The sequence below is a fragment of the Bacillus sp. PK3-037 genome (assembly GCF_054161355.1).
Map to the genome: position 1 here is coordinate 3,458,330 of NZ_CP096408.1, position 21,631 is coordinate 3,479,960.

The 21,631-nt window shown below is 43.6% G+C and carries 18 protein-coding genes and 1 riboswitch; of the genes, 8 read left to right on the plus strand and 10 right to left on the minus strand.

Annotated elements, in window-relative coordinates; genetic code table 11:
• Positions 1-16: 16 nt before the first annotated feature.
• Positions 17-118: riboswitch (purine riboswitch) on the minus strand.
• Positions 119-264: 146 nt separating this feature from the next.
• From M1D69_RS17790 to mneS, 7 genes are all read right to left on the minus strand, one after another.
• A complete protein-coding gene (locus M1D69_RS17790) occupies positions 265-1,731 on the minus strand; it encodes a DUF4179 domain-containing protein (RefSeq protein WP_458105325.1) in 1,467 nt (488 codons plus the stop codon).
• On the minus strand, positions 1,713-2,246 hold the full coding sequence (locus tag M1D69_RS17795; protein WP_458105324.1) for a sigma-70 family RNA polymerase sigma factor: 534 nt from the start codon (positions 2,244-2,246) through the stop codon (positions 1,713-1,715). Before M1D69_RS17795 ends, M1D69_RS17790 begins: the two co-directional genes overlap by 19 nt.
• Positions 2,247-2,354: 108 nt before the next feature.
• The gene (gene guaA / locus M1D69_RS17800) at positions 2,355-3,896 is read right to left on the minus strand and encodes a glutamine-hydrolyzing GMP synthase (RefSeq protein ID WP_044152794.1); all 1,542 of its coding nucleotides are present in this window, start codon (positions 3,894-3,896) and stop codon (positions 2,355-2,357) included.
• Between the two features lie 161 nt (positions 3,897-4,057).
• Positions 4,058-6,265 carry a DUF4129 domain-containing transglutaminase family protein gene (locus tag M1D69_RS17805; protein ID WP_458105323.1) on the minus strand — a complete coding sequence of 736 codons (2,208 nt, stop codon included), beginning with the start codon at positions 6,263-6,265 and terminating at the stop codon, positions 4,058-4,060.
• Positions 6,266-6,285: 20 nt separating this feature from the next.
• Positions 6,286-7,482 carry a DUF58 domain-containing protein gene (locus tag M1D69_RS17810; RefSeq protein ID WP_458105322.1) on the minus strand — a complete coding sequence of 399 codons (1,197 nt, stop codon included), beginning with the start codon at positions 7,480-7,482 and terminating at the stop codon, positions 6,286-6,288.
• Positions 7,482-8,444 (minus strand): AAA family ATPase, encoded by a 963-nt coding sequence (locus M1D69_RS17815; RefSeq protein ID WP_458105321.1) that lies wholly within the window; start codon positions 8,442-8,444, stop codon positions 7,482-7,484. Before M1D69_RS17815 ends, M1D69_RS17810 begins: the two co-directional genes overlap by 1 nt.
• A 159-nt stretch (positions 8,445-8,603) precedes the next feature.
• On the minus strand, positions 8,604-9,476 hold the full coding sequence (mneS, locus tag M1D69_RS17820) for a manganese transporter MneS (protein ID WP_458105320.1): 873 nt from the start codon (positions 9,474-9,476) through the stop codon (positions 8,604-8,606).
• Between the two features lie 412 nt (positions 9,477-9,888).
• Between mneS and gabP the strand changes: the two genes are divergently transcribed.
• The 6 genes from gabP to M1D69_RS17850 all read left to right on the plus strand — a co-directional run bounded on the left by gabP (position 9,889) and on the right by M1D69_RS17850 (position 15,480).
• Complete coding sequence (gene gabP / locus M1D69_RS17825) at positions 9,889-11,298, plus strand: GABA permease (protein WP_458105319.1); 1,410 nt, start codon at positions 9,889-9,891, stop codon at positions 11,296-11,298.
• Between the two features lie 86 nt (positions 11,299-11,384).
• The gene (gene cotA / locus M1D69_RS17830; protein ID WP_458105318.1) at positions 11,385-12,926 is read left to right on the plus strand and encodes an outer spore coat copper-dependent laccase CotA; all 1,542 of its coding nucleotides are present in this window, start codon (positions 11,385-11,387) and stop codon (positions 12,924-12,926) included.
• A 103-nt stretch (positions 12,927-13,029) separates the two neighbouring features.
• Positions 13,030-14,016, plus strand: a complete 987-nt coding sequence (locus M1D69_RS17835; protein WP_458105317.1) for a DUF4003 family protein — start codon at positions 13,030-13,032, stop codon at positions 14,014-14,016.
• 13 nt (positions 14,017-14,029) lie between these two features.
• The gene (locus tag M1D69_RS17840; RefSeq protein WP_458105316.1) at positions 14,030-14,845 is read left to right on the plus strand and encodes an alpha/beta fold hydrolase; all 816 of its coding nucleotides are present in this window, start codon (positions 14,030-14,032) and stop codon (positions 14,843-14,845) included.
• A gap of 82 nt (positions 14,846-14,927) precedes the next feature.
• Positions 14,928-15,137 (plus strand): cold-shock protein, encoded by a 210-nt coding sequence (locus tag M1D69_RS17845; RefSeq protein ID WP_003234008.1) that lies wholly within the window; start codon positions 14,928-14,930, stop codon positions 15,135-15,137.
• Between the two features lie 184 nt (positions 15,138-15,321).
• Entirely contained in the window at positions 15,322-15,480 is a 159-nt protein-coding gene (locus M1D69_RS17850; protein WP_038954158.1) for a hypothetical protein, read from the plus strand.
• A 32-nt stretch (positions 15,481-15,512) separates the two neighbouring features.
• Here M1D69_RS17850 and M1D69_RS17855 read toward each other — a convergent pair whose 3' ends face one another.
• Complete coding sequence (locus M1D69_RS17855; protein WP_458105315.1) at positions 15,513-16,559, minus strand: hypothetical protein; 1,047 nt, start codon at positions 16,557-16,559, stop codon at positions 15,513-15,515.
• Positions 16,560-16,624: 65 nt separating this feature from the next.
• Positions 16,625-16,996: a cell wall metabolism protein WalM gene (walM, locus tag M1D69_RS17860; protein ID WP_081638245.1), complete on the minus strand. Its 372-nt coding sequence runs from the start codon at positions 16,994-16,996 to the stop codon at positions 16,625-16,627.
• 440 nt (positions 16,997-17,436) lie between these two features.
• Between walM and bdhA the strand changes: the two genes are divergently transcribed.
• A complete protein-coding gene (gene bdhA / locus M1D69_RS17865; protein ID WP_458105314.1) occupies positions 17,437-18,477 on the plus strand; it encodes a (R,R)-butanediol dehydrogenase in 1,041 nt (346 codons plus the stop codon).
• Between the two features lie 49 nt (positions 18,478-18,526).
• On the opposite strand, the gene M1D69_RS17870 is transcribed toward bdhA, so the two are convergent.
• Positions 18,527-19,948, minus strand: a complete 1,422-nt coding sequence (locus M1D69_RS17870) for a sugar porter family MFS transporter (protein WP_458105313.1) — start codon at positions 19,946-19,948, stop codon at positions 18,527-18,529.
• Between the two features lie 638 nt (positions 19,949-20,586).
• On the opposite strand from M1D69_RS17870, the gene M1D69_RS17875 reads away from it, so the two are divergent.
• Positions 20,587-21,582: a potassium channel family protein gene (locus M1D69_RS17875; protein WP_458105312.1), complete on the plus strand. Its 996-nt coding sequence runs from the start codon at positions 20,587-20,589 to the stop codon at positions 21,580-21,582.
• The last annotated feature ends 49 nt before the right edge of the window (positions 21,583-21,631 follow it).

Consider the following 21,631-nt stretch of genomic DNA (forward strand, 5'->3'; position numbering starts at 1 on the left):
GTGTTTTATTTATATCAAACGAAAGAAATGTTTACGTAGTCAAGCCATTTACGGTAGCTTGGTAGAAACTTGCGGGCCATATCCCCGCGATTATACGAGTTCATCTTATTTGAATTCTGAGTCTATTGTACCAAGTTCAATTTGAAATGACAATATAAATAACGAACATTACTTATTAAAAAAATTGGTTTATTCGTCTATTGACTAATGGGCAACAAAGATAAAAACCGTATGCATGACTACATACGGCTTTTCAACTTTTGATTATTTTTTTTCGGCAGGCTGACTCACTTGATGCACTGGTACAGTAAACGAGAATGGCTTTAGTTGAATCAGGTGATTTAAAACGCCGTTATCAATATACAGACCGTACTCACTAAACCCAAAATGCTTTAAAGACAGCTTATCATTATAATCATCATCCAGTTCAAAAGTAGATACCATTTCGGCTGTGTTCATATTTTTCACTTTAGCTATATTTGCTTTCAAATAATAACCTTCTTGATAATCACCCACTGGATCAGGCCAAGATTGCATTTTTTTCGTATCACCAAGGCCAATCGTTTCACCTATATTCACTAAATCATTTTCATTCATGCTTGAGGTATCAATTCCAGTGAAGCGGTAATGAACCATTACTTTCCTCCCTTTTTGGTTAATGTTATTGATTTCAATCCCTATGTTTTGATGGTTTGTTTCTGAAACATGAAATGGCATCTCTGCATTTAGCGGGACGATTTCACTGACCTCTGCCTCAGATTTAATGTTTGCTATTAATGTTAGCTTTTTCGCTTTTGGATTGATTGGTGATTTTAACTGTGTTTGGCCTTTTGCTCTTACCGTTCTCTCGTTTACTTTTTTGCGGTCTCCAAGTTCGATGTTTGACGATGTCATCTCATATGTGTTTCCTAAATCATCTTTGACTTCGTTAATTTCAACCGTATCATGCTTTGCTATACCTTGATAATCTATTGTAAATTGAAGGACAGAACCGAGCTTTCCGTTCTCTACTTGAATATTGGAAAATTGATAACGATTGTGATGCACTGATACCACTTTTGAGCTTTCTAAATAACTCGCATTCTTTTTGGTAATAGGCAGTTTGAAACTCCAATTCCCCTGTATTTCATTGATATGAGTAATGACAAAAGGCGTGGTATCCCCATTTTTTATTTCGGCTCCTTTTGTATAAAGCCTTAATTGACCAGCGTATTGTTTGTTATTTAATTTTTTGAGCATTAAGGAATCAAGATCGATTGAAAAATTATCGTTAAAACTCGCTTTGCTCACATTATAGCTGAGCTCTTTTTCATCAGACTGGAGGTTATCAACAGTAAAGTTATAGACAAGCTGCCCGGCATCGTAATAGGAGCTGTTTACAGAAACGGTGATTCCCCTTGACTCAGCTTTTTCATTCAAAGCTGTGACCAAATTGCTTTTAAACAATGATAGGCCAACTTTATCTTGAAACTCCTTATAAATTTGGCCGACAATGGGTATGCTTCCCATCGCTTTGTTAACAGATGGCAGAAAAAGACCGGACGTTAAATACAGTATACCTATCACAGCAGCAACAGCCATTCCATTTGTAATGGTTCGTGCCCATTTAAAACGGCGCCTTGTGTTACTTTCATTTTCAACACGAACGACAGCTTGATGTATTGCTTTTTTGAGTGCTCTCTTTGGCACTGCTATGTCATCATACAACTGCTTTACTTGGTGTTTTTCCATATTGTTTTATCCTCCTTTTCCAGCTCCTGTTTTAGTGATTTTCTTGCTCTATGTAAATGTGTTTTAATTGTGCCTTCTGCCATTCCTGTTTGTTCAGCTATCATTGAAATCGAATAATCTTGAAAATAATAGAGCTGAATTGTTAACTGAACATGTTCATCAAGTGTATCCAGCGCATTGCGCAAGTCTATATATTCTTCAATATTCCTTTGGTCCGTGCCAGTGTCATGTTGGCTTTCAAACGGAACCAATTCTCCCTTCTTTTTCTTCATTGCAAAAATTGAATTAATAAGAATTCGGGTGAGCCACGTTAAAAAGTACTTTGGCTCTTTTAGTTTTTCTATACCTATAAAAGCTTTATAAGCCGTTTCCTGTACAGCATCAAGTGCATCTTCTTTATTTCTTAAATAGAGATAGGCTGTTTTATATAGAGTCTCCTGATGTGCCAGCATAAGCTTTTCAAAGGCTCGAGTATTTCCTTTTCTCGCCTTTGTAATCAATCTTTCTTCCTTCACCTTATCCACCTCCTATGTTGTTAGATATAAGAACTGCCAAAACGGTTTCAAAAAGTTAACAAAAAAAAACGCCCCTTTTATAAAGGGACGTTTTTCTTAGGTATTTACTTATTCCCACTCAATCGTCGCAGGCGGCTTACTTGTAATATCGTACACCACGCGGTTAATGTGCTTTACTTCGTTTACGATACGTGTCGAAATGACTTCAAGCACATCCCACGGGATACGCGCCCAGTCAGATGTCATGCCGTCGATTGATGTAACGGCGCGGATTCCGATTGTGTAATCATATGTTCTTGCGTCACCCATAACACCAACGCTGCGGATGTCAGGGAGAACAGTGAAGTATTGCCAGATATCACGCTCTAACCCGTGATTTGCTACTTCTTCGCGTAAAATCGCATCTGATTCACGAACGATTTCCAGTTTTTCTTCTGTTACTTCGCCAAGTACGCGGATTCCGAGTCCCGGTCCTGGGAAAGGCTGGCGCCATACGATGTCATCCGGAATGCCGAGCTCTGTGCCAAGCGCGCGCACTTCGTCTTTGAAGAGCGTGTTTAACGGCTCAATCAGTTCAAACTGCATGTCTTCAGGAAGCCCGCCGACATTGTGGTGAGATTTGATCGTTTGCGCCGTTGCAGTACCGCTCTCGATGATATCCGTGTAAAGCGTTCCTTGCGCAAGGTAGTCGATGCCTTTAAGCTTGTCCGCTTCATCATCGAAAACGTAAATGAATTCATTACCGATGATTTTACGTTTTTGCTCAGGGTCAGAAACGCCTTTTAGTTTATTTAAGAATCGATCTTGCGCGTCTACTTTAATGACGTTCATGTTAAAGCCTTCACTGAATGTTTTCATAACGCCTTCAGCCTCGCCTTTACGGAGCAGGCCATGGTCTACAAAGATACAAGTCAGCTGGTCGCCGATCGCTTTATGAATCAAAACAGCAACAACAGAAGAATCAACGCCGCCGCTAAGCGCGCAAAGAACCTGTTTGTCTCCGACCGTTTCACGGATTTTTTGCATTTCGATATCGATAAAGTTCTCCATTGACCATTTGCCTTCGCATTCGCAAACGCCGAATACAAAGTTTTTCAGAAGGTCATTGCCGTATTCAGAATGGCGCACTTCCGGGTGGAACTGAACACCGTACCATTTTTTATCCGCTTTGCTCATTGCTGAGTTCGGGCAGTGGTGACTCGTCGCATCAACAGTGAAGCCTTCAGGCACTTCTACAACCAAATCGCCGTGGCTCATCCAAACCACTTGTTCATTCGGAAGATCTTTGAACAAATCAGGTGTTCCTTCGATGTGGATGTTCGCTTTGCCGTATTCACGCTGGCTGGCAGCTTCTACTTTACCTCCAAGGTAATGAGTCATCAGCTGCATGCCGTAGCAAATTCCCAATACAGGAACATCTAATTCGAAGATTTTCTCGTCACAGCGGAAAGAGCCTTCATCATATACACTGTTCGGACCGCCGGATAAAATAATTCCTTTTGGATTCATTTCTTTAATTTCTTCAGCCGTCAATGTATGCGGGTGCAGCTCACTGTATACACCAAATTCACGGATGCGGCGTGTAATCAGCTGATTGTACTGACTGCCGAAATCAAGGACAAGAATCATTTCATTCACTAACTTTGTCATGGTTGTCACCTAATCTCCTCTAAGTTTTTTGACACAGAAAAAAACGAGGACAGATATGAAACACGCTCCGCCCTCTTTGGCAAGGCCGTTTGCCGGAGTCAGGCAACTCGCTCCCAGACTCCGATAATATTCACTAATTCTAACAACACGTCGATAAGCGGTCAAGACCATCTTCTTTTAATTAAATTTTCCCATAACTCTCTGGATTCATTCCAAAGCTTTGCCGAATCGTCATTTCTGTACAGCGCCCGTTCATAGTTTGCTGTCAGTTTTAACATGTCTTCAGAATGATATGTTTCGTCGATTCGTTTTGCATATTCCCGCAGCGTTTCGCTGTCACGTTTAGGCAGGCCTCTTCTTTTCATCTGTTTCAGGAGCGCGCCGTATGCCTCAAAAAACACATGCTGATCACTGCGGTGCATCAATTTTCTCACTGTGAAAACAGGAAGCCATAACGAACGGAAAACATAAAGCAAAACCGCTGTCAAAAGAACCGCAGCCATAGCGGCATACCAGCCTGCTCCAACGCTTGTATGCGCAGACGGCGTTTTTTTGGAAACGGCAGGCTCACGTTTTTCCTTTTGTTTTTGCTCTTTCTCCGGCTGTTTTCTCTTTTCTTTCTGTTCCTCTTTTGCTTTCTCGGGCGAGCTGCTGCTTTCGCTGCCGGAATCCTTTGTATCAGAGGAAGCAAACTCAGCCGGATTTGTGAACCCTTTTGTCGGCTCAAAAGTGACCCATCCCTGCTCTGGAAAATACACCTCTACCCAGGAATGGGCGTTGTTATTTGTCACTTCATAGATGCTGCCGTTTTTGTTCCCCGCTTCTTTATATTCACCAGACGTATATCCTTTTACCCAGCGTGCCGGAATGCCGGCCGAACGCAGGAGCACCACCATCGAGGACGAAAAGTTATCACAATAGCCCAGCTTTGTTTCAAACAGAAATTGATCCACATAATCTTCATCATCTTTGGGGATGGTGACGTTTTCTGTTTCATAGGTGAACTCGTTTGATCCTAAATAGTCCTCAACAGCTTTGACCTTATCAAACATATTATCGTGATCCTGAGTCAGCTTGATCGCTAGCGTTCTCACCCGCTCAGGCAGAGTATCCGGCAGCTGCATATAGCGGTCGCTGAATGTGTACTCCTCACTGTTTTGTCTCACTTTCACCTTTTTCAGCTCATCCTGTTTATAGACCGGGGAGTTGTACGTCACTGTATAACTGCCCATGTTCCGAATATCACCGGTCTGCTCACTGATCGGAGAAATTTGTTCAGTGTTCCCGTTCATTTCAAGCGAGACGGCCTGCTTAGGCTTAATATTTCGCGCACCAATCGGATACATTACATGGTTATATCCGTAACGCTCATCGACCTTCACGCGTACAGTTTTCCGCTCTGTGGAAACCTTATGATCAAACCACAGATTTTCAACGTCGCCTCCGCTAAGCTGATACGACATGCCCGTGTCTGTTTCAATCCAGCCTTTTCCCGTATACGTATCCTTTGTTTCCACGCGGAAATATGTGCGCTCTTTTCCCTGCCACGTGAAAACAGGGGTAGCGTCCTGCTGAAACGGACCGCCAAGCGATTCATCGTGATTTCCGTATCCGATTTTGCTTTCTCCTGCCGGCACACGATCATGATTGGCGACTTTTTTGAGAAAAGGAACGGGATCCGGCCAATTCGGATCTGATTTCGGCGCGGCAAGCCCAAATCCCACCGCAGCCAAAATCAGCACAGACAGGGGGAGAAACCATTTCAGAACAGCCGCTTTCGGTAACGATATTCGTTCCATCAGCTTAATGCGTTCCAAATACAGAAGGCCCAGCATAAAGAAGCCAATCAGCACGATACGGATAACAGCGTAAGCGGCGTCATAAGGCGTAAATGTATCAAGAATCGTAATATACGCCACTGTCATCATAAAGAAAAATAAGATCCTCCTCTGGTAAATCACCCAGTAATGAAGGAGATAGACCAGCAGCCACAGCAGCACAAAAAACAGCAGGGTCCGAAAAGAAGGAATCATATTATTCCATTGCCCTGTCTGAATAAACGTGATATTCAAATAGACATCCTGTAAAAAAGAGCTGACCCAGCTTAAGTCAAAAATAGACCCTTCGTAAAACAGAATGTGTATCGAAATGAACGTAAATAAGATACAAAAAGGAACGGTGACAAACCACCTCATCCTAAAAAAAGTCAGCAGAAACGTCAAGCCGATAAAGACAATAAAAAAGCCTGTATGCTTCGTGTCTGTAAAATGGTCCAGCGGCCTAAGCCACTCCCACAGCAATAAAAAAGCCAGAAAATAAAATAACAGCAAGCTCAAACGGCTTCCCTTCTGGTCATCATCAAGCGGCATGTACACCGTCACCTCTCTTTCTAAACAACACGCGAAGCTTGGCCGCCTCTCATGATTTGAACTCTGATTTGGTGTTTCAGCATGCTTTCGATCATCATATGCTCACCTTGGGAAAGATCGGCGTCTTTCTTTTTTGCCAGTATAATGGTAACCGGACCGATCCCTGCTTCTGATGTCTTCACCAAATCCTCCGTGATCTGTCCCGTGACAATCACTCTATCAGCCTGGCGAACAGACGGCTTCCCAAGCTCCTCACCCGCTAAACGGCTTACGCGGTCAGCAGCATCACAATCACAAACGGCTAAATGATGGAGCATGTGTTTAAAATGCCGCTCTCCCTCCTGAATCGGAAAAATGGACCTTTCCTTCCCGACTGAAGCCAGACCTGCTCCTGCGCCATTTTTCAAAACAGAATGAAGAATCGAAGCTGTCACGGAAACGACCTCTTCGAATGCGTCAGAGCTAAAACGGTCCATCAGAAGAAACAGGTTTTTGCTTCTCGACGGTTCAAATTCCTTCGTCATCAGCTGGCTCCGTCTCGCCGAAGTCTTCCAGTCTAACGCCGCAAAACGATCTCCCGGCTGATAGTTCCTTACACTCGCTGCGACAGAAGAATGGTGTTGATAAACAGGTGATGCCCCGCTTACGCCATCTTCCTGATATCGCTCATTCAGCTGATACTGAAGAGGCTGAAAGAACGGATAAACAAACACCGTATCGTCTGCCCCATAAAACGCCGTTTTTTCAATCAGTCCGAGGACATCCCCGGTCCGCACCCTGACGGCATGAAAATGATGCTCTCCACGCGGTACTGGCGTTATTTGATATGACATCGTGATTCTCCGCTTGAACCACGGGAACACCAGCTGTTTGGCCAAAGCTTCATCTCCGTTTAATGGCTCTAACCCTGACGGCAGACAATCTTCAATCACCATATACATCAGGGGAAACGGCAGTTTTCTTTTAAGCGTAATCGAAGCTTCCAGCCTGTCTCCCGCATGCAATTGCGTTTTGACGATATGCCGCGACACCTGAAAGGAGCGGAGCGGGTACATCGCCAGCAGACCGGCGTACACAACAAAAGGGAGACATGCATAAAACAAAAACCAGCTGACAAAGCCGCCCTGAAACATTGCATAAGAGAAAACAGCACCCGTCAATAACGTTAATACGAGCAGTTTCCACCCGTACATCAACCATTGAAATTTCTTTTTCATCAGCGGACCGACGACCTTTGAACCGGAACTTTCACGCCAGACATGATCTCCCGTATGATTGTTTCTGCCTGGATCCCTTCAAATTTTGCTTCCGGCTGCAGGAGCATCCGGTGCGGCAGCGTATAAGGGGCAAGATATTGAATATCATCCGGAATGACATAATCGCGGTCATGAAGCAGCGCAAATGCCTGGGCAGCTTTCATGAGTGCGATGGATCCGCGCGGACTGACGCCTAAGTGAACAGAGGCATGCTTTCTCGTCTTTTGCACGATTTCGACAATATATTCCTTCATGCTGTCATCGGCACGGACATCCTGCACTTCTCTCTGCAGGCGGATGAAATCTTCTTTTGAAATCACAGGCTCAAGTGTCTCAATCGGATGGCTTTTTTCCTGAAGAGATAAGACATCCAATTCCTCTTCAAAGGACGGATAGCCCATGCGAAGTTTAAATAAAAAACGGTCAAGCTGGGCTTCTGGCAAAAGATATGTCCCTTCATATTCCACAGGGTTTTGCGTTGCCATAACAAAAAATGGAGCGGCAAGCGGCATTGTGTTGCCATCTACCGTGACGCTTCCCTCTTCCATCGCTTCAAGCAAGGCAGACTGTGTCTTAGGGGATGTTCGGTTGATTTCGTCAGCCAGCACGATATTCCCCATAATCGGGCCCGGCCGGTATTCGAACTCCATTGTTTTCGCATTATAAATAGAAACACCCGTTACATCGGAGGGCAGTAAATCCGGTGTAAATTGAATTCGTTTAAAATCTGCGCCGATCGATTTCGCCAGAGCGCGAACCATCATCGTTTTCCCTACGCCCGGCACATCCTCAAGCAGCACATGTCCTTTGGCAAGAATAGCTGCTAAGCTGAGTTTTGCGATGTCCCGTTTTCCAACCATTACTTTATCGATATGTTCAACTGCTTTTCCCAGCAAAGGATGCAGGTCTTCTTGGTATGACATTCTCTTCCTCCTAGTCATCTACAAAAATCATCATATAGTAACCTAACTTTACCACAAAAAACGACCTGTATAAAAAAACGATTCTAGCAAATTACTGCCAATACATACAGAGCAATCAAACAAAAAAGCCTCCCATGACAGGAAGCTCTCATTACCCGGTTATTTGTTTTGCAAAGGCTCCATATGAACATGCGAATAATCAATCGCATGCTCCTCCTTCATTCTCCGCTCAATTTCATTCGCAATATCATGGCTTTCTGTAATATTTAACTCTGATGACACTTCAACCACTACATCTACGTGCACAGAGCTGCCCAAATATCTCGCCTTGATGTCTTTTAACCGGCTGACACCTGAGATTTTTTCGATCGTCTGTTTATAATCGGACATGTCCTTTACGTCAAAGCCATCAGTCAATGAATGCGATGATTCCTTAAAAATATCCCATGCCGTTTTGCAAATGAGAAGGCCGATGACAAACGCAGTCACCGTATCAATCCATGCAAGATGGAATTGCGCGGCCAAAATACCGATAAACGTGCCGACACTGACGAATGCGTCCGATTTATTATCAGCGGCCGCCGCAAGCAGCGCTTGGCTGTTCACCTTTTTGGCAAGCCTTTTGTTGTACTGATAGACAATCAGCATTATGACTGCCCCGCCTGCAGCCGTCCAAGCCGCAATCTTATCCGGTGTTTCTTCTTTCACAGAAAAAATAGATTCACCGGCGCTGAAAAGCACTTGCAGGCCGACAACCATCATAATAAACGATGCGATAAGCGATGCAATTGTTTCCGCCCGAAAGTGGCCGTATGGATGATCTTCGTCAGGAGGCTTTTGAGAGATGCGGAGACCGATCAGCACAGCAACAGAAGCAATAATGTCTGTTGTGTTATTTAGCCCGTCTGCCGTAAGAGCTTCCGAGTGAAATACATAACCGATGATCAGCTTAATCGCGGACAGCACAAGATACGCGGCAATACTGACCAGCGCCCCGGATTCTCCCTTTTTCAGTTCATCATATCTCTCCATAAAAAACCTCCTCTCCGCTCATGTTTTCCTATCATTATGATACAAAGCTGAACCGCAGTGGGTCTATAGAAACATGATTCACTCACCACAGAAAAATAGTGACGATAGAACAATTTTTACTCAATGCAAATTATTTTCATTTGTAAAAAGTGTTTTAAATCCAATGATACCAATACTTCTAGCCACCCAACACTTTTTCAAATATATAACAAATCAAAAAAACGGGTAATTGACGGAAAATTTTTTCTTTTATTTCGAACATATTCACTCCAAAAACAGCAAACAAAACCCTACAAATTTGAAATAACCTGTTATATTTTCTGGCATAAATTTTCGACAAAATGTATATTTATGTTACAGTTTCAATTATCATAATATTCAGTAAAAACTTTAATTTTCAAGGAGGTAACATATGAACCAGTCTCAATCAGGATTAAAAAAAGAATTGAAGACCCGCCATATGACAATGATTTCTATCGCCGGCGTCATTGGAGCCGGATTATTTGTTGGCAGCGGTTCAGTGATTCACTCGACCGGGCCCGGTGCCATTGTCTCTTATGCATTAGCCGGATTATTGGTCATCTTTATCATGCGAATGCTTGGTGAAATGTCGGCTGTAAACCCGACAAGCGGATCATTCTCCCAATACGCTCATGACGCTATCGGACCGTGGGCAGGATTTGCAATCGGCTGGCTCTATTGGTTTTTCTGGGTTATCGTCATCGCTATTGAAGCAATCGCGGGAGCAGGCATTATCCAATACTGGTTCCACGATATTCCGCTGTGGATGACGAGCTTAATTTTGACGATTTTACTCACTCTGACAAACATCTACTCTGTTAAATCATTTGGTGAGTTTGAATATTGGTTCTCCCTCATTAAAGTTGTTACAATCATCGCATTCTTAATTGTTGGTTTTGCATTTATTTTTGGCTTCGCCCCAGGCAGTGATCCAGTCGGTTTCGCAAATATCACGGGCCAAGGCGGATTTTTCCCGGAAGGCATAGGCTCTGTATTGCTCGGAATTGTTGTCGTGATCTTCTCCTTTATGGGAACGGAAATTGTTGCGATTGCTGCCGGTGAAACATCAAATCCGGTCCAATCCGTAACCAAAGCGACTCGATCCGTTGTATGGCGCATCATTGTCTTTTACGTTGGTTCAATCGCCGTTGTCGTTGCGCTTCTGCCTTGGAACTCAGCGAATATTTTAGAAAGCCCTTTCGTCGCTGTTCTCGAACATATTGGAGTGCCGGCAGCCGCGCAAATTATGAACTTTATCGTTCTCACAGCTGTACTTTCTTGCCTGAATTCAGGTTTGTACACCACATCCAGAATGCTGTATTCACTTGCAGAAAGAAACGAAGCGCCGCGCCGCTTTATGAAACTGAGCAAAAAAGGAGTTCCCGTACAAGCAATTGTCGCCGGAACATTTTTCTCTTATATCGCGGTCGTCATGAATTACTTTTCACCTGACACCGTCTTTTTATTTTTAGTCAACTCATCAGGCGCAATCGCCCTGCTCGTCTATCTTGTTATCGCTGTTTCCCAACTGAGAATGCGAAAAAGCCTCGAAAAAACAAACCCGGAAGCGTTGAAAATCAAGATGTGGTTCTTCCCGTTCTTAACCTGCCTGACCATTATTGCCATCTGCGGTATTTTAGTATCCATGGCATTTATTGAATCGATGAGAGATGAACTGCTGCTGACAGGCTTTATCACAGGCATCGTGCTGCTTTCTTATCTTGTGTTCAGAAAACGCAAGGTGACTGAAAAAGCAGCAGCCAAACCGGTCACTCAGCAGCAGCCCGATATCCTGCCTTAACGGCAGGATTTTTTTGTCACCTTCACGTCCTTAATGTCATTAACTATAGTACCAATTAGGGAATATTTAGATAAGGACAGATGAAAATGACACTTGAAAAATTTGCGGATGCTCTCCCAATCCCAGATACACTAAAGCCGGTACAGCAGTCAAAAGATAGCACATACTACGAAGTAACCATGGAGGAATGCTATCATCAGCTTCACCGTGATCTCCCTCCAACCCGTCTGTGGGGCTATAACGGTTTATTCCCCGGTCCCACCATTAAGGCCAAAAGAAATGAAAACGTTTATGTGAAGTGGATGAATAACCTACCTTCAGAGCACTTTCTTCCGATTGATCACACCATTCATCACAGTGACAGCCAGCATGCCGAACCCGAGGTGAAAACCGTCGTTCATTTACACGGCGGCGTCACTCCAGATGACAGCGACGGTTATCCTGAGGCCTGGTTTTCTAAAGACTTTGAACAAACAGGCCCTTATTTTAAACGAGAGGTTTACCATTATCCGAATCAGCAGCGCGGAGCTATTTTATGGTATCACGATCATGCCATGGCGCTCACGAGGCTGAATGTGTATGCCGGGCTTGTCGGTGCTTATATCATCCATGAACCAAAGGAAAAACGCCTGAAGCTCCCATCAGGTGAATACGATGTGCCGCTTTTGATCACTGACCGTACGATTAATGATGATGGCTCTTTATTTTATCCGAGCGGACCGGAAAACCCTTCACCGTCACTGCCTAATCCGTCAATCGTTCCAGCCTTTTGCGGAGATACAATTCTCGTCAACGGGAAGGCATGGCCATACATGGAGGTCGAACCGAGAAAATACCGCTTCCGCGTCATCAATGCCTCTAATACGAGAACATATAATCTGTCACTTGATAATGGCGGAGAATTTATCCAGATCGGTTCTGATGGCGGTCTTTTGCCGCGCTCCGTCAAGCTAAACTCCTTCAGCATTGCGCCGGCTGAGCGCTTTGATATTCTCATTGACTTCGCCGCGTTTGAAGGACAATCGATCATTTTAGCAAACAGCGAGGGCTGCGGCGGTGACGTTAATCCGGAAACAGACGCAAACATCATGCAATTCAGGGTTACAAAACCGTTAGCCCAAAAAGACGAAAGCAGAAAGCCAAAATACCTGGCATCTTACCCTTCGGTACAGCACGAAAGAATACAAAACCTCCGAACATTGAAGCTGGCAGGCACTCAAGACCAATACGGCAGACCCGTCCTTCTTCTTAACAACAAACGCTGGCACGATCCTGTCACTGAAGCACCGAAAGCCGGTTCCACCGAAATATGGTCGATCATCAATCCGACTCGCGGAACACATCCGATCCATCTTCATTTGGTCTCCTTCCGTGTATTGGACCGGCGCCCATTTGATACAGCCCGTTTTGAAGAGCGCGGAGAACTGGCCTACACCGGGCCAGCCGTTCCGCCGCCACCAAGTGAAAAAGGCTGGAAAGACACGGTTCAGTCCCACGCCGGTGAAGTCCTGAGAATCGCCGTAACATTCGGGCCATACACTGGGCGGTACGTATGGCATTGCCACATTCTTGAGCATGAAGACTATGACATGATGAGACCGATGGATGTAATTGACCCCCATAAATAAGTCCCTTAAAACTTGCCTGCTGCAGGCAGGTTTTTTTATCTATGAAACTTTTTCTTCCATAAATCGTATAACTTAGAAACAGCGAAGAAAGGAGCGGCTTTTTATGCTGACAAACGATCTCAATGATAAAACAAATCAATACATTTCAATTTATGACGAATTAAAATCAAAATTAAGGTGGAAAGTTGCTCATAATCAGATATTAATGCTCATCTCCTCTGCATATATTGTGAATAAAAGAGATTTTGATTTTCAGCGCTTTTATGATTTGAGCAGCTATATAAAATCAAACATCGGCAGCTTCTCAACACTCAATTCTCACCACCGCTTTACTGTCGCTTCCATTCTGGATATTCATTTTCAGCATGAGGCGAAGCAAGCGTTTCTTCCTTTCATCGATGTATACAGCCAAATGGTGAAGCTTGGATATAAACGGGATATATTCACGTACCTTTCCGCTCTGATCCTGCTCACCGGCAAGACCGAAACGATAAACCAAAGAGAACAGATGAACATGGGGCTCTCTGTTTATCAGCAGATGAAGAAAAATCACTATTTCCTCACTTCAACTCAAAATGTTCCGCTTGCCGTGTTGCTTGCCCAAAACGAAAATGGTTTGCGGGCGCTGAACAAGGCAGAAACATGTTATCAGCTGCTGTCCGCTAACGGCTTTAAAAAAGGCCAATACTTACAACACGTCAGCCATATTCTTGCCCTGCAAAGTGAAAAAGACCCTGAAACCCTTGTTTCCCAATGCAAACTGATCTTTCAATCCATTACTGAATCTCATAAAAAGCCAAAGGATTTTCATTATCCCGATCTCGCCCTTCTCACATTCTTGGAAGAGCCGGACATCAAAACCGTTTTAGCCATCACTCATGAGCTGAACCAAGAAAAAGCATTTAAATGGGAAAAGGATATGAACTTCAAAATAGCTGTCAGCTTATATCTCAGCGAGTATATGGAGAAAAATCTGCTGATGGAATCAGGCCTTTACACAGCAATTGAAACGGCCATCCAAGCACAGCAGGCAGCCGCGACAGCTGTGATCATCAGTTCATCAGCCATTCATTCACATGACGGAAACTAAAGGAGGAGAAAACATGCCATATATCACATTAGAAGATCAGACCCGCCTATACTACGAAACTCACGGGAGCGGGACACCGATCCTATTTATACACGGCGTGCTTATGAGCGGACAATTTTTCCACAAACAACTTTCAGCGCTATCTGCCAATTATCAATGTATTCGTCTTGATCTTAGAGGGCACGGCGAATCCGACAAAGTTCTTCATGGACACACCATTTCCCAATACGCCCGTGATATCAAGGAATTTATGTGCGCGATGGAGCTTGATCCTGCCGTCCTTGTTGGCTGGTCAATGGGCGCTTTCGTGGTATGGGATTATATCAATCAATTTGGGAATGATAACATACAAGCCGCTGTTATCGTGGATCAATCGGCTTCCGACTACCAATGGGACGGCTGGGGACACGGCCCGTTTGACTTTGACGGCTTGAAAACAGCGATGCACGCTATTCAAACTGAGCCGCTTCCATTCTACAAAAGCTTCATCAATAATATGTTCGCAGAGCCGCTAGCATCAACAGAAACAGAATGGATGCTTGCCGAAATTCTGAAACAGCCGGCAGCCATTTCAAGCACGATTTTATTTAATCAAACGGCAGCTGATTATCGCGAAACCATTCAAAACGTTCATGTGCCAACATTGTTATGCTTTGGAGAAGACCGCAAATTTTTCTCAATAGAAGCCGGAGAACACCTGCGTGAACATATTCCAAACGCAAAGCTCGTAAGATTTACTAAGAGCAGCCATTGTCCGTTTTTAGAAGAACCGGATGCTTTTAACAGCACGCTCCTGTCCTTTTTAGATGAGCAGATTGGAAAGTCATAAAGAAAAAGGAATTAGGAGATTAGGGCAAAGTATGAGACAATAAGAAATGTGCAGTAAAATACATGAGGGAAGAAGTGACTTTATGTCTTACTATAACAAACGAAATCAAGAACCGCTGCCAAAGGAAGATGTGAGTACTTGGGAATGCACAAAAGAAGACTGCAACGGCTGGACCAGAAAAAACTTCGCCAGCAGTGACACGCCATTGTGCCCTTTGTGCGGAAGTAAAATGGTCGACGGCATCCGTTCATTAGTGAATCTCCAAAACAACAGCCAAACAAAAACAAGTTAGCTCTTCCCTTTTTTAAAAGCAGTCTCTATCAGCAAACAATCCTCGATCAGAGATACGAATTTTATATCCAATAGCACGGCCTCCCGATTTGACGAGAGGCCGAAATAATGAAGCCCAAAACTGTAAACGTTTCGGGCTTTTTCACTTTCGGTTATGGTATAATATGGATATGAGGGGTGATGATGTGATCAAAAACCAACAGCAGGCTGACCTGAAGAAACGAGCTTCAGTCAAAAAGTTGAACTTGGCTATAAACTCATGTGCGGAACTTATGAATTGGTCCATACCGATCATTCGTTTCTTTAAATGGCTCGGATCATTTGCCCTGCACCTCGTCCATTAAAAAAATCACTCAGCATTTGCTGAGTGATTTTTTCAGTTGATGACAGAAAAGCTGTTGATGATGCCATTCGGATTTTCCCATACTTTCTTGAACGTCTTCGTGTCAAGGTCATAAGAATAAATTGTCCGAACCTTGGCTTCACGTCCTGTTTCGTCCTTCAGCTTTTTAGCCCCTTTGGCTTCGGCAAGGAAATAAATCTTCTTTCCGTCCTTGGAGAACTGCGGCTGCGCGTCAATTAACAGCTTAAATGTTTTCTGATTTGAAATAATTTTTTCATAGGTTTTCGTATCTGCATTCAGCATTTGAATAGAAGCCGTTTGCTCCGTGCCTTTTTGTGTATATGACGTAAACAGAATACGTTTATCGTCATCAGAAACAGCAATATCACTGATAAACTGCTCCAGGCTCTTAAGCTCATGAAGGCCGCTTTCATGACCGGCCGAAAAATGAATCTTTGTCGGCTCCGGATCGATTCCCTTCTCATTAGCTTCATCCGTTTTTTTGTAATCTTCTTCTACAGAATAATGAAGCAATGCAAATGAATCTGTTTTTTGGTTATAAAAGAAGCTGCTGACGCTGTCATCCTGGTCATTAGCGGCAGGATACAGGTTTTTGTACTTCTTCGTTTTCAAATCAAAGGACGCGATACGAAAATTGCTTTCGTCCGCTTTCCCTAAACGAAGATAGATTTTTGAGCGATCCTTTGATAAAAACAAGCTGTCCGCGCTTTCCGGACCTTTATAAAGCATAGTTTTCTTATCAGACTTAAGATCAAGCTTAAAAAGCCTCATCTCATTTTGATCGTTATTGCTTGTATAATAGAGCGCCTGCTGCTCTTGGTCCAAGGCAAATGCCGGATAGCTGGTCAGCTTCGCCTCGTGGATCACCTTATCATTTTCATAATACTTCGTCAGAAGATCGGTACCGGTAATCGAAACCAGAAGCTTCTCACTGTTTTCCATGTTCACGGAAACATCGGCGGCACTCTCACTGCCTTTATCTTTAAAAGAATAAAACATAAAACCCGCGGCTGCCGCCAAAACAACGACGATTGCCAATAAAACGATTCCTTTTTTCATCTCTTATCTCCACCAATAGAAAAAGCAAGAATGCGACTTCTTGCTTTACAGATTTAAACTATGTATTAATAGCTGTAATGTCCCGCTACTTTTCCTTTGCTTAATGGGTATCCCAGCGCTTTAAACGCTTTAGGGCTTACATCCAGCACTGCATGAGGCATTCTGCCAACATCATTTTTATAAACCGTAATCACCTTTTTAGGCTTCGCTTTAGCATAAGCTCTGATTTTTGTCCCATTTCTAGGAACGTCAAATCCGATCTTTGTCGCACAGTCCCAATGTCCAAGTTTTTTACCTGAAGAGCCTTTTTTCCCAACTCCGTTATACCAAGTAATATTTCCGTTCACATGTTTTGCACTGGCATCTGCTGAAAAACTGAAAGCTCCCAAAGTACTTCCTACTAAGATAAAAGCGGCTAAAATGACTTTTTTCAACATTTCGTCCTCCTGTTTGTTAACATCTAGGAAAAATTATACACGATCAACCAGGGATTTTTTATTTCAATATCCTTACAGTAATGTTACAAAGTCGAAAAAATCCTCTCTGCTAAAATAAACCATGGAAGATTATCCTATTATAATTACAGCATTAGCGTTATAATTGTTGATAGAGTAGTTGTCGCATTCAATATGAACGAACCATTACCGTATTGTTCAAGCCAGATTCATAATTATGTAAACCAATCATACTCTCTCATCATAAAGAAAAAAGAGTGTGCGAGACTCTCTTTTCTTCAAAGTTTCTTTTTTCAAAAAACGTAGATTATATTATATATAAGTTTTATCTTTTTTTGGTTTTTAAAAATGGCGATTTTGTGAACAGTTCATATTGATCGGTGCGGAATTACTCATATCAAAAGATATAGGAGTGGTAATCCATGAAGGCAGCTAGATGGCATAACCAAAAGGATATCCGTATTGAAAATATTGAAGAGCCAAAAGCGGAACCGGGAAAAGTCAAAATCAAAGTCAAATGGTGCGGCATCTGCGGCAGTGATTTACACGAGTATTTAGGAGGCCCGATCTTTATCCCGGTGGACAAACCCCATCCTTTAACAAAAGAAACAGCGCCTGTCACAATGGGGCATGAATTCTCCGGTGAAGTTGTTGAAGTCGGGGAAGGCGTTGAAAACTATAAAGTCGGAGACCGAGTCGTTGTGGAACCGATTTTTGCAACACACGGACATCAGGGTGCGTACAACCTTGATGAACAAATGGGATTCCTCGGCTTAGCCGGAGGCGGCGGCGGATTCTCTGAATACGTTTCTGTAGATGAAGAGCTGCTATTCAAACTTCCTGAGGAATTATCATATGAGCAGGGCGCACTCGTTGAACCTTCTGCGGTCGCTTTATACGCTGTCCGCTCAAGCAAAATCAAAGCCGGTGACAAAGCGGCTGTATTCGGCTGCGGCCCGATCGGACTTCTTGTTATTGAAGCGCTGAAAGCTGCCGGTGCTACTGATATTTATGCTGTTGAGCTCTCACCTGAGCGCCAGCAAAAAGCTGAGGAGCTCGGCGCCATTATCGTGGATCCGTCCAAAACAGACGATGTAGTGGCACATATCGCAGACCTTACAGGAGGCGGCGTTGACGTAGCCTTTGAAGTAACCGGGGTTCCAGTCGTTTTACGCCAAGCGATCCAATCTACAACAATCGCCGGTGAGACAGTGATCGTCAGCATCTGGGAAAAAGGCGCTGAAATTCATCCGAACGATATCGTAATCAAAGAGCGTACAGTGAAAGGAATCATCGGGTACCGTGACATATTCCCAGCTGTATTGTCATTAATGAAAGAAGGTTATTTCTCAGCCGATAAACTCGTTACGAAAAAGATCGTCTTAGACGATTTAATCGAAGAAGGCTTCGGAGCTCTGATCAAAGAAAAAAACCAAGTGAAAATCCTTGTCAGACCAAACTAAACATACAAAAAAAGAATCCGCATTCAAGTGCGGATTCTTTTTATTCCACTTAGCCAATCACTTCAGCACCGGCCTCTTCTTTCGCCTCACTGCGATCATGAGCACGGAAGCTTTCCTCAAGCTGCTCAAGCGAAAGACCTTTTGTTTCCGGTAAAAACTTGTTCACAAACAGAATCGAGCAAATGCCCAGCGCAACGAAGATAAAGAACGTTGTTGATAACCCAATGCCTGCCATCAAAATAGGGAATGTCAGGCTGACTGCGAAATTGACCATCCACAAGCAGAATACCGTAACACCCATTCCCAGACCGCGAAGGCGCAGCGGGAAAATTTCTGAAAGCATCAGCCATGTCACTGGTGAAATCGCACCCTGCTGAAACGCCAGGAACGAAACCGTTAATGACAGAACCACATATGGAAGTGCAGGCGATCCTTCCAGCACAAGTGAAAATATCCCGATCAGCAGCAATGCCGTTGTCGTTCCGATCAGCCCTGTTATCAGCATCGGCCGGCGACCGACTTTACCGAGCAGCCAAATTCCGACGAACGTGGCCAGGACGGAGATCACACCATTGGCAATATTTCCGATCAGCGCTGCTTCCGTTTGGAATCCGGAATCTCTTAAAATTTCAGTGCCGTAATACATGATGGAGTTTACACCCGTAATTTGCTGTACAATCGCAATTCCGATTCCTATGAATACAATTCGGCGCACCCACGGCACTGCAAGATCTTTAAACGTAGCTTTCTCAAGCTTATCCTCTCTTTTGAAAGCGAATTCAATTTCAGCCAGCTCAGACGCAGCGCGTTTTTCGTCCCTGATTTTCTTCAAAACCCCTAAAGCATCTTCATTCCTTCCTTTTGAAACAAGCCAGCGAGGACTCTCAGGCATTCTGATCATTCCAAAGAACAGGAATACGGCCGGAAGAGACGCTATCACGAGCATAAATCTCCATACATTGGAGCTGTCTCCCATTGTCGTCCCGAGGATGGCATTAAAAACAAAGGCCAATAGCTGTCCGGATACAATCATTAATTCATTCTGGGTCACCATCCGTCCTCTGCTTTCCACAGGTGACATTTCCGCTAAATAAGCAGGCACCGTCACGGATGCGCCCCCGACGGCAATTCCAAGCACAAAACGGGAGATGATCATGATTGTTACGTTTGGAGCCAGTGTACACCCAATCGTTGAGAAAAAAAATATAATGGCGAGGAAAAGAATATTTTTACGGCGTCCGTTAAAATCAGACATTCTTCCGCCAAGCACAGCTCCAAGTGCAGCTCCAAAAAGAAGAGAACTGGTGACGAGCCCCTCTGTGAAAGCATTGAGATTAAGCTGATCAGGCTCACTCATATATGGTAAAGCTCCATTTAATACCCCGGTATCATAACCGAAGAGAAGCCCGCCGAAAGTCGAAACTAAAATAATTGTGCGTAAAAATGACATTTGACTGCCTTTTGTATTCATACCGTTTCCCCCAGTCTTTTTCAAAATCGATCACTGCGTATTTCAAAAACGTATTCTAGGGCTGCCGCCTTCCTCAAATGCCATGAGCAGGCCGCAGAAAAAAGTTCAAAATGTCTTATTTCACTGGCTTCATAACCTTCCCTTCTTTTCAGCATGTGTTGAAGACAATTAACTTGGAAGCGATTTCATTTATTACCAAACAACAATGGGTATATTTTTGGTGTCTGACTTGATGAATTGTCATCTTATAATCACTTTATAGTGTTGTTATAGTAATATCATAGTGATATATTTGTCACTTCTGATATTATCATAATTTCAAAAACGCTTTCAGTCAATATAAATTTCTGAAAATTCCTTATCTTTATGCCAGTAAAATGACCACTTCAAGGGGAAATTGAACTTTTTTCATGCCGAAAATGTGGAATCAGTATGTATTATCTGTGAATTTCTGTTTCATTTCTGTCTTCATCAAAATGAGTAAGTTTTGGGTAACTTTTCCTATACAAATCTTCTCTGCATGATTCGCTGCTCAAACATTCAAATGATTGTTTCAGATTCAAGACAAAAGGAAATAGAAGAGGAAAATAAAGATGGCTAAATGGCTGGCTCTTATTGAATAGGAGGAGGCAATAAAATTGAATGAGATGTATATCTTTGCAGGAATTTTATTGTTGGCAGCGGGGATGATTGATTTTATATGGACAACATTATGGCTTGAGAGCGGAGCCGGTCCGATCACAAGATGTTTGTCTGCATGGCTGTGGAAAGGCTTCCGTAAGATCAGCGGAGATCACGCAAAGGTTCTCAGTACGGCAGGGCCGCTGCTGTTATGCATGACATTATTGGTGTGGATCGGTTTATTTTGGAGCGGCTGGACTTTTATCTTCTCAAGTGATCCTCACTCTCTCGTAGTTACTCAAAGCAAAGAACCAGCCTCCTGGTCAGACCGGGTATATTTTTCTGGATATGTAATGTTTACATTAGGAAATGGCGACCTTACACCGAACGGTGCCCTTTGGAAGCTTGTGACAGTCGGTGCTACAGCTGAAGGTCTGCTTACGATTACTTTTTCTGTCACGTATTTGATTTCTGTCTTGAGCGCGGTTAATCAAAAGCGCTCATTCGCCCAGAGTGTACTGAGTCTTGGGCATAACGGAACAGAGATTGTCCAAACTGCGTGGAACGGGAGACATTTTCATGACATGGATTTGCTTCTCGTCACATTTTCTTCAGAGCTGGGAAAGCTGACCGCTCAGCATAACGCCTTCCCCATTCTTCATTTTTACCATAGCACACAGCGCGAGGAATCTTCCGTCATTGCAGTCACTGTATTGGATGAAGCGTTAACCATTTTGACATATGGCATTCCAGAGCAGTACCTTCCGAATCAGCTGCACATAAAAGAAGCGCGCTCAAGTGTCAAAAACTACTTAGACACCGTTCATACAGCATATATCCATCCGGCTGAACAAGAACCGCCGGAGCCCAGCCTCTTGAAGCTAAGGGATTGCGGCATCCCAACCCTATCGGAGCAAACATTTCGAACAGCGGTCAAATCCTTAAAAGAACGGCGGCAATTGCTTTTGGGCATTGTTCAAGCGGGTGCGCGTAAGTGGCCTGCACAAGAGTAAGGGGTAAAAAAGAGGATGGCTCCCAAAAGTCCAAAAGACTTTTAAGAAA

What these genes read in the sequence shown, in the direction of transcription:
- M1D69_RS17790 (WP_458105325.1), bottom strand. Translation starts at nt 1,731, where the DNA reads ATGGAAAAACACCAAGTAAAGCAGTTGTATGATGACATAGCAGTGCCA.
- guaA (WP_044152794.1), bottom strand. Translation starts at nt 3,896, where the DNA reads ATGACAAAGTTAGTGAATGAAATGATTCTTGTCCTTGATTTCGGCAGT.
- M1D69_RS17805 (WP_458105323.1), bottom strand. Translation starts at nt 6,265, where the DNA reads ATGCCGCTTGATGATGACCAGAAGGGAAGCCGTTTGAGCTTGCTGTTA.
- M1D69_RS17810 (WP_458105322.1), bottom strand. Translation starts at nt 7,482, where the DNA reads ATGAAAAAGAAATTTCAATGGTTGATGTACGGGTGGAAACTGCTCGTA.
- M1D69_RS17815 (WP_458105321.1), bottom strand. Translation starts at nt 8,444, where the DNA reads ATGTCATACCAAGAAGACCTGCATCCTTTGCTGGGAAAAGCAGTTGAA.
- mneS (WP_458105320.1), bottom strand. Translation starts at nt 9,476, where the DNA reads ATGGAGAGATATGATGAACTGAAAAAGGGAGAATCCGGGGCGCTGGTC.
- gabP (WP_458105319.1), top strand. Translation starts at nt 9,889, where the DNA reads ATGAACCAGTCTCAATCAGGATTAAAAAAAGAATTGAAGACCCGCCAT.
- cotA (WP_458105318.1), top strand. Translation starts at nt 11,385, where the DNA reads ATGACACTTGAAAAATTTGCGGATGCTCTCCCAATCCCAGATACACTA.
- M1D69_RS17835 (WP_458105317.1), top strand. Translation starts at nt 13,030, where the DNA reads ATGCTGACAAACGATCTCAATGATAAAACAAATCAATACATTTCAATT.
- M1D69_RS17840 (WP_458105316.1), top strand. Translation starts at nt 14,030, where the DNA reads ATGCCATATATCACATTAGAAGATCAGACCCGCCTATACTACGAAACT.
- M1D69_RS17845 (WP_003234008.1), top strand. Translation starts at nt 14,928, where the DNA reads ATGTCTTACTATAACAAACGAAATCAAGAACCGCTGCCAAAGGAAGAT.
- M1D69_RS17855 (WP_458105315.1), bottom strand. Translation starts at nt 16,559, where the DNA reads ATGAAAAAAGGAATCGTTTTATTGGCAATCGTCGTTGTTTTGGCGGCA.
- walM (WP_081638245.1), bottom strand. Translation starts at nt 16,996, where the DNA reads ATGTTGAAAAAAGTCATTTTAGCCGCTTTTATCTTAGTAGGAAGTACT.
- bdhA (WP_458105314.1), top strand. Translation starts at nt 17,437, where the DNA reads ATGAAGGCAGCTAGATGGCATAACCAAAAGGATATCCGTATTGAAAAT.
- M1D69_RS17870 (WP_458105313.1), bottom strand. Translation starts at nt 19,948, where the DNA reads ATGAATACAAAAGGCAGTCAAATGTCATTTTTACGCACAATTATTTTA.